General features: G+C 57.5%; 11 protein-coding genes and 1 tRNA gene. 6 read left to right on the forward strand and 6 right to left on the reverse strand.

The window, feature by feature from the left end:
• Positions 1-79: 79 nt before the first annotated feature.
• Positions 80-589 (forward strand): MarR family winged helix-turn-helix transcriptional regulator, encoded by a 510-nt coding sequence (locus tag QP027_RS04220; RefSeq protein ID WP_284826250.1) that lies wholly within the window; start codon positions 80-82, stop codon positions 587-589.
• A gap of 122 nt (positions 590-711) precedes the next feature.
• Positions 712-897 (forward strand): PspC domain-containing protein, encoded by a 186-nt coding sequence (locus QP027_RS04225; protein ID WP_432418619.1) that lies wholly within the window; start codon positions 712-714, stop codon positions 895-897.
• 67 nt (positions 898-964) lie between these two features.
• On the opposite strand, the gene QP027_RS04230 is transcribed toward QP027_RS04225, so the two are convergent.
• From QP027_RS04230 to QP027_RS04240, 3 genes are all read right to left on the reverse strand, one after another.
• Positions 965-1,954: a GNAT family N-acetyltransferase gene (locus tag QP027_RS04230; protein WP_284826254.1), complete on the reverse strand. Its 990-nt coding sequence runs from the start codon at positions 1,952-1,954 to the stop codon at positions 965-967.
• 227 nt (positions 1,955-2,181) lie between these two features.
• Positions 2,182-2,255 (reverse strand) — tRNA-Arg (locus tag QP027_RS04235).
• A 92-nt stretch (positions 2,256-2,347) separates the two neighbouring features.
• Entirely contained in the window at positions 2,348-3,958 is a 1,611-nt protein-coding gene (locus QP027_RS04240; RefSeq protein ID WP_284826255.1) for an alpha/beta fold hydrolase, read from the reverse strand.
• Positions 3,959-4,194: 236 nt separating this feature from the next.
• Between QP027_RS04240 and argS the strand changes: the two genes are divergently transcribed.
• The 4 genes from argS to thrB all read left to right on the forward strand — a co-directional run bounded on the left by argS (position 4,195) and on the right by thrB (position 9,657).
• A complete protein-coding gene (argS, locus tag QP027_RS04245) occupies positions 4,195-5,847 on the forward strand; it encodes an arginine--tRNA ligase (protein WP_284826257.1) in 1,653 nt (550 codons plus the stop codon).
• A gap of 14 nt (positions 5,848-5,861) precedes the next feature.
• Positions 5,862-7,199: a diaminopimelate decarboxylase gene (lysA, locus tag QP027_RS04250; protein WP_284826918.1), complete on the forward strand. Its 1,338-nt coding sequence runs from the start codon at positions 5,862-5,864 to the stop codon at positions 7,197-7,199.
• A 170-nt stretch (positions 7,200-7,369) separates the two neighbouring features.
• Positions 7,370-8,698, forward strand: a complete 1,329-nt coding sequence (locus QP027_RS04255; protein ID WP_284826259.1) for a homoserine dehydrogenase — start codon at positions 7,370-7,372, stop codon at positions 8,696-8,698.
• A gap of 29 nt (positions 8,699-8,727) precedes the next feature.
• Complete coding sequence (gene thrB, locus QP027_RS04260; protein ID WP_284826261.1) at positions 8,728-9,657, forward strand: homoserine kinase; 930 nt, start codon at positions 8,728-8,730, stop codon at positions 9,655-9,657.
• Here the strand turns inward: thrB and QP027_RS04265 are convergent.
• From QP027_RS04265 to modA, 3 genes are read right to left on the reverse strand one after another with little or no spacing between them, the layout of a single operon-like run.
• On the reverse strand, positions 9,647-10,381 hold the full coding sequence (locus QP027_RS04265; RefSeq protein ID WP_284826263.1) for a helix-turn-helix transcriptional regulator: 735 nt from the start codon (positions 10,379-10,381) through the stop codon (positions 9,647-9,649). The genes thrB and QP027_RS04265 overlap by 11 nt on opposite strands.
• Positions 10,382-10,396: 15 nt before the next feature.
• Positions 10,397-12,337 carry an ATP-binding cassette domain-containing protein gene (locus tag QP027_RS04270; protein ID WP_284826265.1) on the reverse strand — a complete coding sequence of 647 codons (1,941 nt, stop codon included), beginning with the start codon at positions 12,335-12,337 and terminating at the stop codon, positions 10,397-10,399.
• Positions 12,337-13,077 (reverse strand): molybdate ABC transporter substrate-binding protein, encoded by a 741-nt coding sequence (modA, locus tag QP027_RS04275; protein WP_284826267.1) that lies wholly within the window; start codon positions 13,075-13,077, stop codon positions 12,337-12,339. Before modA ends, QP027_RS04270 begins: the two co-directional genes overlap by 1 nt.
• Positions 13,078-13,178 lie beyond the last annotated feature (101 nt).

Consider the following 13,178-nt stretch of genomic DNA (forward strand, 5'->3'; position numbering starts at 1 on the left):
AATTTTTGAAAGGTGTAGTCCGCACAGGTCAACAGCCCAATAGTTACCGTCTTGAAGAAGAAGTAGTATCCTGAGTCGCATGGCAAATGAGGCACGATGGCTAAATGATGAAGAACAAGAGATGTGGCGTGCGATGTTGGCGACATTCCGCAAGATCAACCGCGCAATGGATGAGACACTTCTCGCAGGCTCAGACCTTTCTTCCTCGGAGTTTGCTGTCCTAGTCACCCTTTCTGAAGCTGAGGACTGCCAGCTTCGTCTGCGTGACCTGTGCCTCGGTCTCGATTGGGATCGCTCACGAACATCCCACCAAATCACCCGCATGGAACGCCGCGGGCTGGTTACCAAGCGTAAGAGTCCAGGAGATGCTCGCGGGGTCGTCGTTTCGCTTACCGACGAAGGCATGCGCCGGCTCGAACAAGCTGCGCCCGAGCACGTGGAAAGCGTGCGACGCTTGGTATTCGATCACATGCACCAAGACGATGTCGCGTCGCTGAAGCGTTTCATGAAGGGCGTGGAGGCCGTAAACAATGTGCCGGGAACCCCAGGATTTTCCGGTGCTCTCGTGGTGAATCCACCGAAGAAGTAGAGGATTAATCAGGGAAAAGATCAGGGCAGACCCCGATGTGCTTAGTTGCTCCGGGGACTTCAATAGATAGTGAAGAACAAAACAACCGCTATTACCCAGAAAGGTCGCCCCAAATGTCTGATATGTTTTCCCGCCGCCTCGTCCGCTCCCGCACCGACCGTATGATCGCCGGTGTTTGTGGAGGCATCGCCGAAACCTACGGAATCAACGCAACCCTCGTCCGCCTGCTTTTCGTCGCGGCAACTCTGCTTGGTTTCTCCGGCGTGCTGCTCTACATCATCGCTTGGTTCCTGATGCCCGAGTACTAATCCCCAACCCACACGTTGCCCACGCGAGTAGTCGCGTGGGCAACGTGCGTTGGTGCCCGATCCAGTGTCAGATAGTCGATGGTCGTGGGCGCACGGGGTCGTCGTCAAGCACTGGAGTGATATTCGGGCGGTAGGCGAGTGCATCTGCTACCTTGTCGAAAGTGCCCAACTCGGTAAGTAGCGCTTTGGTGGGAGCCATCAATCGAATCCACCCGGCCTCGTTGTCGTCGAGAAGGCTCTTAACAGATTCCCAAGCTGAGCGGAGTGCTTCGGTTGTGGTGTTTTGCCACGCAATGTGCTGCTCTGGTCTCACGAAGGTCAGGAAAAACGCCACGTCAAAGCGACGTCGTCCACCGGGAGGAGTAACCCAGTTGTCCCACGGAACGAGGTTCCTAGCTGCGAGCTCGATTCCACACTCTTCGGCGACCTCACGGATGGCGGCGGACACGAGAACATCCGCAGGAGGTAGGGCGGTGTGGCTCCATGCGCTAGACACCTCAGCCGCAATGGTAAGCTGGTTGTCATAATCGCGAGGATCCACCCGGCCACCTGGGAAGACGACGGCATCTGCTGCGAAATCCATCGTGCCGACGCGGTGTTGGACAAAGACCTCGAGACCTTTGGGGCCATCGCGCAGCGGTAGAACGCTGACCGCCGGATGGGGATGTACGGGTTGCGCCAGCTCCTTCATCATCGGCTGGTGACCGGGCTTATTCAGGGGACGGAGCGCGACGGGAAGGTCTTCGGTCATTTGGTAGCCTAGCTCAGCAAGAAACGCTGCCCGCTTGGTTACCAAGGTCAGGGCAGTTGCACCACGGGCGATGACTTCGGCTTCCACCGCCGTCACGAGCGCTTGGTCAACTCCGCGCTCGGACCACTCAGGCTCGACGAACAGATCGACGAGGTGATACACGCCGTCGGATTCCGAAACCTGGGCATGGCCGACGAGCCGATCGACGTAGCAGACCATCGTGAAGCCACGCGGGCTTGGGGGATCGCCGACCCCGTCTGCTTCGGTTCCCAGTCGAATTTGCCATCTGACGCTGTCCTGCACCATGAGGCCACTGTGCCACAAGTACGCCGACTCTGGGTTCCGCGGCCAATATCTGGCCCAGGATGGGTGATTTTTGGCACACTGACCTTTACAGAATGACCTTTACCATTGAACGGAATGAAGGCTTGTCGGTAAAGGTCAATCTATAAAGGTCAGTTTGGGAGAGAACGGGGCGGATGGTCGGCCTTCCCGGCCAGAGCACGTGGTGCAAAATCCCCAAAAACAAAAAGTGTCCCCGACAGGATTCGAACCTGCGACCTTTGGTACCGGAAACCAATGCTCTAATCCACTGAGCTACGGAGACGAAATCCGCTGCGCAAAGCACATTGAAGTGATTTGCACAACGGGTAAGACTTTAGCACGCACCGGCCAAAGCCAGAAAACGCGTGTCAGGAGCTATCGAGCCTCGAAGTAGCCAGGGGCGTCAGTCACAGACACCTCGCCGCCACGTAGGTAGTCAATCACAATCTGATCCACCACTTTATTGCCGAAGCCGACATGCCCGTGCCCAGGTCCATGCACCGTAACCAGGTGTGTACCCATTGGTTCGGAGATGCCGCCGCGATACTGATACGGGGTTTGCGGATCATTGGTGCCTTGTACCTGCAACGGTCGGATGCGCAGCCGAGAACCATCGAGCGGAACAAGGCCTGTTACTGGGCCGGTGCCGTTGCACATCGCGCCTGCTGCGGCCAGTGCTGGTGGGGCGTCGAAAATGTCGCCGGTGACGTAGTTCGCCCACACCGCGGCCGGGATCATAGAGTGGTCGGCTGGATAGACGTTCTCGTTGCACAGCTGGATGGCCTGAAGCTGCGAGCTGGCGGTGGCCTGGGCAGTCATTTCGGCCGCGAGCTCGTCGGAAAGCTCCTGTGGTGCAAGCAAATCACCGGTGCCGTTGGTGGCTTTGGCCAGCTCTTCCCAGAAGTGCGGTGCTGGAACCAACTGGCGAGTTGCTGCTAAGAGGGGAGAGTATGCCTGGTTTGCACCAGGGTTGAGCATGCGGCTGACGATGCCCTCGCCTTCGACGCGCGCCTTTCCACTCGAGGTGAGAGCATCGGCACCTGCTTGGCCGGCGAATTCGAGGCCGGGTGGGAGGTCGCCAACTTGAGCAGGAGGTGGGACGACGGTGGGATTGGTGCCCGTCTCGGCGACGACCTTGTTGGACCAGTACTGGTAGGCCTTAAGCGGGGTGTCGCCCATTCCGAAGCGATCGTTGTTGGCAGCCACCCACTCGAAGTAGCTGTGCAGGGTTTTCTCGTATCCTGCTTTCTGTACCTTGATGGTGCCCTGCCAGGCGAGTGCTGGATCCATAGCGGAATCGAGCACCACTCGGTCAGTGTTTTGCGGGTACATCGTGGCGAAAGCGGAGCCCAAGTAGGTGCCGTAGGAAAGGCCCATGATGGAAATTTGATCTTCGCCGAGAGCGCGTCGAACTTCGTTCCAGTCCCGAGCATTGTTTTCGGTGGTGATGGACGAAGTAAAACCCGGGTGCGACTTTTCGCAGGCGGCCCGTGAGAACCCACCGGCGTTCAAAACAGCATCGGAACTAAGCTGCATCGCCTGAATTGGATCTGCGGGCTCGTCGACTTCGCAGTTGAGCGGCGACGAGTGCGCTAGCCCACGAGGCTGCACCGCGATCAGGTCCCACTCGTTTCGGATGTCCTGTGGCCAAGAGAAGTAGCCGTCTTTCGTGCCGAAGTAAGAATAGGCATCGCCACCAGGGCCTCCGGGGTTGCCAAACAGTACTCCGCGGCGCGCCCCAGGAGCTTCGGCCTTGATGCGCAAGAACCCCAGTGAAACCTTGGGGCCGTCGGGGTCGTCGTAATGCATTGGCACTTCGATGCGGCCGCATTCAGCGTTGGTTGCATCTACGTGGACGGGGCAGTGCTCCCAAGCGATGTTCGGTGTCTCGGCAACAGCAGGAGAAGTAACTCCGGCTGCTGCGACGAACACGGCAATCGCAATGCCTAATGTGCGCTTCGTTATGGAACTAATCGGGTTCAACATAGAACTTTCCAGGTAGATGACAGGGGTTTATTGGAATTGTATTCCATACTCAAGGGGTCGCGAGGGAAACGCGACACGGGAAACCGGGAAACATAGGGCAACAGGGCAGTCGGTGCGTCGCTTCTCAATTGGAGGGGGCCCACCGGCTGTTTTGTCTGGTAAGACAAGGTTACTTGTCGAAGAATCAATGAACCTTATTCAGAGATTGTCGGGTGTCTCTACTAGACTTTTGCCTCATGACACCTGCAGATCTCGCCGCAACAATTAAGGACTCGACAGTTAGCGTCCTGAAAGCCCATGACCTTGATGCTTCAGTCGTACCTGAAACTGTGACCGTCGAGCGTCCACGCAACCCCGAACACGGCGATTATTCCACCAACATTGCTATGCAGGTAGCGAAGAAGGCGGGCACAAATCCACGCGAGCTTGCGGGCTGGCTTGTCGACGAACTGGCGAACAACCCGGAAATCGCTTCCGCAGACGTTGCCGGTCCGGGCTTTATTAACCTCCGTCTCGGTGCTGCCGCGCAAGGGTCGATCATCACCGCGGTGCTTGACCAAGCAGAGGATTTCGGGCGTCTGGACATCTACGCAAACGAGAAGATCAACTTGGAATTCGTCTCGGCCAATCCGACCGGGCCGATTCACCTGGGCGGAACCCGCTGGGCAGCAGTGGGTGATTCCCTAGGCCGAGTCCTGGAAGCCGCCGGTGCTGAGGTCGTCCGTGAGTATTACTTTAACGACCACGGCGAGCAGATTAACCGCTTCGCGCGCTCCCTAGTTGCAGCGGCCAAGGGCGAACCTACCCCAGAAGACGGTTACGGAGGCGACTACATCAAGGAGATCGCTGACGCGGTCGTCGCCAAGCGTCCTGATGCTCTAAGTGGCGATGCAGAGGTTGTCGAGGAGAACTTCCGTGCCGACGGTGTGGAGATGATGTTTGAGCACATCAAGACCTCCCTGCATGATTTTGGCACCGACTTTGACGTATTCTTCCACGAAAATTCGCTGTTTGAGTCGGGCGCGGTGGACAAGTCCGTGCAAAAACTAAAGGACAACGGAAACCTCTACGAGGCCGACGGCGCTTGGTGGCTGCGTTCGTCGAACTTTGGCGACGACAAGGACCGCGTGGTGATCAAGTCCGACGGGAACCACGCCTACATCGCCGGTGATATCGCTTACGTGGCCGACAAGTTTGATCGTGGCCATACCCTGGCGATCTACATGCTTGGCGCTGACCACCACGGTTATATTGCGCGCTTGCGCGCCGCGGCCGCTGCGATGGGCTATGACCCTGAGCGAGTCGAGGTACTCATTGGGCAAATGGTGAATTTGGTGCGCGACGGCAAGGCTGTGCGCATGTCGAAGCGTGCAGGAACCGTGATCACCCTCGACGACTTGGTCGATGCGATCGGTGTCGATGCGGCGCGTTACTCGCTAGTTCGCTCCAGTGTGGATTCCTCGCTGGATATTGATCTTGCGTTGTGGGCGTCTCAGTCATCCGACAACCCTGTCTACTACGTCCAGTACGGACATGCGCGTCTTTGCTCCATCAAGCGTAAGGCGGAAGACGCTGGCGTGACTTTTGATGATGCGGACCTGTCGCTGCTGACTCATGACAAGGAAGGCGATTTGATTCGCACCTTGGGTGAATTCCCTGGGGTTATCGAGTCGGCTGCGACACTTCGCGAGCCACACCGAGTTGCTCGCTATGCCGAGGAGCTAGCGGGAGTGTTCCATAGGTTTTACGACGCATGCCAGATTTTGCCCAAGGCAGGGGAGGGCAAAGAACCGATTCACTCGGCTCGTTTGGCCTTGGCAGTTGCAACCCGTCAGGTCTTGGCAAATGCGCTGGGGCTACTCGGCGTGACCGCACCGGAAAGAATGTAAGCAGGGGGAAAATGATGACGAACTTTAATGATCTACCGGCACATGTTTGGCCACGTAACGCAGCGCGTCAGGAAGACGGCGTTGTCACGATTGCAGGAGTTCCCCTGCCAGAGATTGCCGAAGAGTACGGCACACCAGTCTTTGTCGTTGACGAAGACGACTTCCGCTCCCGCTGCCGAGACATGGCCAACGCTTTCGGCGGGGCACAGAATGTGCACTACGCGTCTAAGGCCTTCCTCACCCGTCGCATTGCGCGCTGGGTCGATGAAGAAGGCCTCGCGCTAGACGTCGCCAGCGAAAATGAACTTCGGTTGGCATTGTCCGCTGAGTTTCCCGCTGAGCGCATCACCGTGCACGGTAACAACAAGTCTGCAGCGTTCTTGCGCCTGTGCGTTGCAGAAGGCGTCGGACACGTCGTGCTCGATTCGCCACAGGAACTCGAACTACTCGACATGATTGCGCGTTCCCAGGACAAGGTCCAGGAAGTGTTCATCCGCGTCAAACCGGGCGTAGAGGCGCACACCCACGAATTCATTGCAACAAGCCACGAGGACCAGAAGTTTGGCTTTTCCCTGGCATCAGGTTCCGCGTGGGAGGCCGCAAAGGCTGCACACAATGCAGAGAACCTAGATCTCGGCGGGCTGCACTGCCACGTCGGCTCGCAGGTGTTTGACGCTGAGGGCTTCAAGCTCGCTGCGGAGCGCGTCCTCGACCTCTACGCACGCATTCACAACGAGCTTGGCGTGGACCTGCCCTACCTCGACCTCGGTGGCGGTTACGGCATTGCATACACCGTCGACGAGGAACCGTTGGATGTGGCAGCGGTGGCAAAAGAACTGCTCGCAGCCGTTAACGAGTTCGCTGCCGAGCTCGGCATCGCGGCACCTACTGTTGTCGTCGAACCGGGCCGAGCGATTGCTGGCCCAACGGCCGTGACCGTCTACGAAGTCGGCACGATCAAAGACGTGCATGTCGACGACGACACCACCCGACGCTACATCTCGGTTGACGGAGGCATGAGCGACAACATCCGCCCAGCCCTCTACGAAGCGGAATACGATACTCGCGTGGTCAGCGGATTTACCGACGGCGAGAAATTGCAGGCGCGTCTGGTCGGTTCGCACTGCGAGTCAGGCGACATCATCGTCAAAGACACCCAGTACCCCGCAGACGTATCCACTGGGGATCTCATCGGTGTTGCTGCTACGGGTGCTTACTGCTACGCCATGAGCTCCAACTACAACGCCTTTGGCAAGCCTGCGGTGGTAAGTGTGCGCACCGGGCGCGTCACGCCTATGCTGCGCCGCCAGACGATTGAGGACCTTTTGGCGTTGGAGTCTGCGCAGCCCTAACTAACACTTCGCGCAAACTGGTGCGAGTGAATATAGATTTGTAACCGTAAGTACTGCACTGAATACTTGAAAGGTACACTGAGCAACCATGTGCTCTTTCGTAGTACAGCAGTGCGGATAGCGTCCACGCGTCACCACAGAAATATCAAACGATCAGGAGAAACAAGACTGTGACTACCACCTCGTTCAATCAAGGCAAGGGACTGGGCCAGCCTGTCGGCGTGGCCGTATTGGGAATGGGTACCGTCGGCACAGAGGTGCTTCGCCTGATTGCTGAAAACCCAAACGCCTACGCAAACCGTATCGGTGGACCGATCGAGATCCGTGGTGTCGCGGTGTCTGATCTATCGCGACCTCGCGAGGGTGTCGATCCAGCACTGCTTACCGACGACGCGCTCGGTCTGATCAACCGCGACGATGTCGATATCGTCGTCGAGGTCATCGGCGGCATCGAGTACCCGCGCGAGCTAGTTCTCGCAGCTTTGAAGGCGGGCAAGTCCGTTGTCACCGCGAACAAGGCCCTCGTTGCGGCGCACGCTGGTGAACTGGCTGATGCTGCGAACGAAGCAGGCGTTGACCTCTACTACGAGGCGGCAGTTGCAGCGGCGATCCCAGTCGTCGGCATGCTGCGCCGTTCCCTGGCGGGCGACCAGATTCAGCGCATTTCCGGCATCGTCAACGGCACCACCAACTTCATTTTGGATGCGATGACCTCTACCGGTGCTTCTTACGACGACGCGTTGGCCGAGGCTACACGTTTGGGCTACGCGGAAGCCGATCCAACTGCTGACGTCGAAGGTCACGACGCTGCGTCTAAGGCCGCAATTCTCGCCTCCCTAGGCTTTCATACCCGCGTGAGCTTCGACGACGTGTACTGCGAAGGCATTTCCAAGATCACTGCAGAAGACATCGAAGCAGCAAAGGAAGCCGGCTACACCATCAAGCTCCTGGCTATCTGCGAGAAGCTTGTCGACGAAGAGGGCAACAAATCCGTGAACGCTCGCGTGCACCCAACGCTGGTTCCCAACGAACACCCGCTGGCCACCGTTGATAAGTCCTACAACGCCATCTTCGTTGAGGCCGAAGCGGCTGGTCGCCTGATGTTTTACGGCAACGGCGCCGGTGGCGCACCGACGGCCTCTGCTGTGTGTGGCGACCTGATTGGTGCAGCGCGCAACAAGATCCATGGCGGCCGCGCACCGGGAGACAACCCATACGCGAACCAGCCGATCGCAGACTTTGGCGAAGTTCCAACGCGCTACCACATCGATATGCGTGTGGAAGACCGCACTGGTGTCCTTGCTGACCTTGCAAACCGCTTTGCTAATGCGGGTATTTCTCTGCGCACCGTTCGCCAGGAGGAAGACGCTGAGAATGAGGCTCGTCTGATCGTCGTCACGCACGAGGCACTGGAGAAGGATCTCCGCGCGATGGTAGAAGAACTCGCAGCTCTGCCAAACGTCAAGGAAGTTAAGTCGGTAATCCGACTGGATTCCTAATTACTTTGCCCTACGAAGGATAGATTTCCGTGACCATTGAACTTGAAGTTGGACTGAAAGCAACCGTTACAGTGCCGGGGTCATCGGCAAACTTGGGCCCAGGGTTTGACACCCTTGGCCTAGCGGTAGGCATTTATGACACCATCGAGGTCGAGGTCACCGAATCTGGTCTTGCGGTCGAGATCTTCGGCGAGGGTGCCGAGGACTTGCCTCGAAACTCTAGCCACCTCGTGGTTAAGGCGATCCGGTCGGGACTGAGTGCAGCCGATGCGGAAGCCCCCGGGCTGAAAGTCACCTGCCACAACAACATTCCGCAGTCTCGCGGGCTGGGTTCTTCTGCCGCAGCGGCTGTTTCCGGTGTTGTCGCAGCGAACGCCTTGGCGGGCAACCCGCTGGATACAAAGACTGTTGTACAGTTGGCCTCCGCATTCGAGGGGCACCCAGACAATGCTGCGGCGTCCGTGTTGGGTGACGCTGTTGTGTCGTGGACCGAGATCCCTGTAGACGGCATTTCTCAGCCGGAGTACCGTGCGGTCACGGTGCCGGTCCATGAGTCGATCAAGGCTACTGCGCTGGTGCCAAACTTCCATGCATCGACCATGGCTGTGCGCCGCGTCCTGCCCGAAAACGTCACGCACATGGATGCGCGCTTCAATGTATCGCGCGCGGCGGTTATGACGGTCGCCCTGCAGCACCATCCCGAACTCCTGTGGGAAGGCACCCGAGATCGCCTCCACCAGCCATACCGCTCCGACGTGTTGCCAGTGACCGCAGAGTGGGTTAATCGCCTGCGCAATCGCGGTTATGCCGCTTATCTTTCGGGGGCCGGCCCAACAGTCATGGTGCTGTCGACCACACCAATCGATGAGGCAATTTTGGATTCTGCTCGTGAATCGGGCCTGCGAGTTTTGGAACTAGAGATCGCTGGTCCAGTGACCGCTGAGGTTTCTAGGGTTTAGACGCCGGGATGGATTGCTCCTGAGAAATCCGGACCACACACTGGTTCTCAGGTGTAAAAGGCAAAAGCGTCAAACTCATTTTGTTCGCCTGGCTGCACTGCGACTGACACGCGGTTTCGATGAAGCTTTCATGAACGGCGCAGACAAACGCTGACGGTTTTACGCCTGCCTCAGCGACAAAAGGACATGCATTGAGAGCGAGGTCGACATCCTCGTCGGTTGCTGCCTTCTTTTTTACTTCGGGGTCAAATCCCATTCCGCGTAGCTGATTTTGCAGGCGGGCGACTACTTCCTCGGGAGGAATCTGGCCGGATTCGCTGTGCAAAGAATTCAACGCCCAAGCACGACCAATCGCGTAAGCCTTCTCCTGCGCAACCTCGGGCAAATTCTCGCCCTCGATGTGTTCGGCTAGGAGTTCGATTAAATGGATGTACTCATCTGCGATAGCAGTGTGATCGGGAACGGTGACATGAAAGATCAAGCTCGGTCTTCCGCGGCCCGCAGCCGGCGCGGTGGTGGCGCGCACTGCACCTTTTTCAATCAACTCTTCAAGGTGCCCCCGCACAGTGTTGACATGCATACCCAGCGACTTTGCAATGTCTGTGGTCTTGGCGCCCAGAGGAAAAGATTGGATTGCCTCAAGGACCTCGGTTTGTTTCGCGCTAAGTTGCAGCTCGCGCGGAAAAAGCTCCGAGGCAGGACGTGGAGTATTTGCGCGAGACATAACCTACCTGACCTTTCAATCCGAGGAATCTTCTACGCGCTGTGGGTGGACCCATATGCTCAGCGCTTTTGTCACGCATTCCACCTTTGTTCCTGGTTCAAGTTCCAGATCGAGAGCTGCGTCACGTGTTACGGGTACCGTAATGGACTGACCCACGATATCGATAATCAGGTGTACTTCAGTGGGGGAGGCCTCAACACTGAGAATAGTGCCCGGCCAGATATTGCGTGCTGACTGCTGTTTAGTTTTGTCTATCGTTGTGTTGTCTTCGAGACGGATCGTCGTCGCGGTGGGGAGGAACGTGACCACCGCCGGAGAGCCAATTGTGACTTCCTCGATGTCGAGCTCAGCATCGGGAACCACACCCGACACGCTTACCCCGTCTACATCAACCCGAATCGTACCATTCTTAGAACCTGTAATGACACCTTTCAGACGGTTAAGCCCTGAGATTCGCGCCATAAAGGAGTTTGTCGGTTGTTGCAGTTCGGTAGCAGTAGGCCCAGATGAAACGTTCGCGCCTTTCTCCATGACGACAAGGTGCTCAGAGATACCTGTGATGTCCAGCGGGTTGTGCGTGACTAGCACCGTTGTACGTTGTGGCCCAATGGCACGCAGGACTCGTCGCCAAGCACGGGCGGATTTTATATCGACGGCAGCTAGTGGTTCGTCGAGAAGCAGCACCGAAGGCCGCGCTGCCAGCGCACGGACCAAGGCGACTTGGGCCGCTTGACCGCCGGAAAGCGCAGGAATGGGCACGTCCTCAAAGCTCGCCAATCCCGCCGCCCCGAGGAGCTGCTTGGCGCGTTCTTCGTCATCTGTGACCATTTCTATTGCACCCAACACGGTGGTGGTGTGTGGCAGCCCTGGCTGTTGCGTCAGAATCACCACGCCGCGTTTGTGGGCGGGTACAGGTCGCATGCCTGGCTTATCGACGATCCGGTCGCCGAGTTTGACTTCAGCACCTCGGACACGACCGGCGATCAGATTAAGCAATGTGGTCTTGCCCGAGCCGTTCTCGCCGACAACTGCGGTTAACCGGTCAGCTGGGATGTGTACGCCGTCAACGTCAATGGAGACTCCTGTTGTTTCTGGCGTGGTCAGTTTCTTGAGCAGATCGGTGTTGATCTTGTCGGTGCTGCGGGCGACTGGTTGGTGCTGCTTTACAAGCAACGTCGGAAGAGTGGACAGAAGCAATGTGCCCAGGGCGAGGAAGATGAGCAGAACCGCGAGACCATAAGCGGTGTCTTGATCAGTTTCACGTGCCAGGTAAATGCCTAGTGACATGGTGCGGGTGACTCCGGGCATGGAACCTGCGAAGGTGAGTGTGGTGCCAAATTCGCCAAGTGATCGCGAAAACGCCAATCCTGCGGCTGTCGCGATCGAGGGCGCGATGGCAGGCAAAACGATGCGTCGGACGATCTTGCCAGGCGGGAAACCGATGCCAGACGCGGATGAGGGGATTTCAGGGTCGATGTTGCGGAGTGCGGAATCGATCGTGACAACGACAAATGGCAGCGAAACAAACGTATGAGCGGCCACAACTCCAGCAAACGCGAAGGCAAATTGGATGTTTGTCGCATCGAGAAGCGGGGAGAGTAAACCGTGGCGGCCGATCAGGGCCGTAAGTGCGAGTCCGCCAACTACGGGCGGCATGGCTAGCGGCAAAAAGACCAGGATTCGGATTAGATCGCTGCCTCGATGCAGGTGCTGTATCCAGATCGCCAGAGGAAGGCCCAAGGTCAAAGTGATGAGCGTCGAAAGAACGGCGGAACACACGGTGACGGTGAGTAAGTCATGAGTTTGGGGATCCGAGACAATGCTAGGCAGCTTCGCCCACGGGGCTCGGTTTGCCAAAGCAAAGACGGGGCCAAGGATCCACGCAACCGCCAAAAACCCGAGCGCCACGGTGAGTTTGGGCGGCGCAGGGGTTAATCGTCTTAAAGTACTTGCCATTAATTACTCGGTGTAAATCCGTATTTAGTCCATACCTGAGCCATTTCGGCACCGGTGAGCACATCCATCAGTTCAGCGGCCTTCTCGGGCTGGGTTGAACCTGTGGTGACGGCAGCGAGGAGCGTATTCGGGTGCTCCTCAGCGTGTGGAATGCTGATTACTTCTACTTCGTCAGCCACTGAAGCTGCATCGGTGCGGTAGACCCACCCTGCGTCAGCCTCGCCAGATGTGACTTTTCCAAGCGTATCGGAAACTGAATGCTCAAGCGATACAGGGGCGATGTCAAGATCATTTGCTTCAATGAGTTCTTCCGATACACCGCCACAAGGGACTTGGGGGTCGCACAGCACAAGATTTATGTCTGCCTCTAGATCATTCACTGAGCTGATACCGGCAGGGTTTCCAATTGGGACCACCATCACCATCGAGTTTGTCGCCACAGGGCGGGGATCCGAGACTGAACCATTTGCGACTGCCTGGTCCATCGACTTTGAATCTGCAGTGATCAGCACGTCTCCCGGGGAGCCATCGGCGAGCTGTTGAACTAGCGTGGACGAGCCAGCATTGACAAAGTCGATGCCAGAGCCGAATAGTTCGACCAACTCGTCGTTGAGTACTCGTGTTGACGCTGCACCGAGGACTGTCACAGAAGTGCCATCGCCAGCACTGGAACTACAGGAAGCCAAGGTGAGCGCTGCTGACGTGATCAACGCAAGGGTAAGAAGTCGGGGCAGGCGCATCGTAATTCTCCGGATTTAAGCAATTTCTTCGCCCTAGAATGATACCCCTAAGTTGCACGTGCGGTGCAGATTTATCCCAGAACACCGCATGCATAACTTAG

The sequence above is a fragment of the Corynebacterium breve genome (assembly GCF_030252165.1).
GTDB lineage: Bacteria > Actinomycetota > Actinomycetes > Mycobacteriales > Mycobacteriaceae > Corynebacterium > Corynebacterium breve.

Bases quoted from the DNA above. Each gene is read 5' to 3' on its own strand.
- QP027_RS04220 (WP_284826250.1), top strand. From the start codon at position 80: ATGGCAAATGAGGCACGATGGCTAAATGATGAAGAACAAGAGATGTGG.
- QP027_RS04225 (WP_432418619.1), top strand. From the start codon at position 712: ATGTTTTCCCGCCGCCTCGTCCGCTCCCGCACCGACCGTATGATCGCC.
- QP027_RS04230 (WP_284826254.1), bottom strand. From the start codon at position 1,954: ATGGTGCAGGACAGCGTCAGATGGCAAATTCGACTGGGAACCGAAGCA.
- QP027_RS04240 (WP_284826255.1), bottom strand. From the start codon at position 3,958: ATGTTGAACCCGATTAGTTCCATAACGAAGCGCACATTAGGCATTGCG.
- argS (WP_284826257.1), top strand. From the start codon at position 4,195: ATGACACCTGCAGATCTCGCCGCAACAATTAAGGACTCGACAGTTAGC.
- lysA (WP_284826918.1), top strand. From the start codon at position 5,862: ATGACGAACTTTAATGATCTACCGGCACATGTTTGGCCACGTAACGCA.
- QP027_RS04265 (WP_284826263.1), bottom strand. From the start codon at position 10,381: ATGTCTCGCGCAAATACTCCACGTCCTGCCTCGGAGCTTTTTCCGCGC.
- QP027_RS04270 (WP_284826265.1), bottom strand. From the start codon at position 12,337: ATGGCAAGTACTTTAAGACGATTAACCCCTGCGCCGCCCAAACTCACC.
- modA (WP_284826267.1), bottom strand. From the start codon at position 13,077: ATGCGCCTGCCCCGACTTCTTACCCTTGCGTTGATCACGTCAGCAGCG.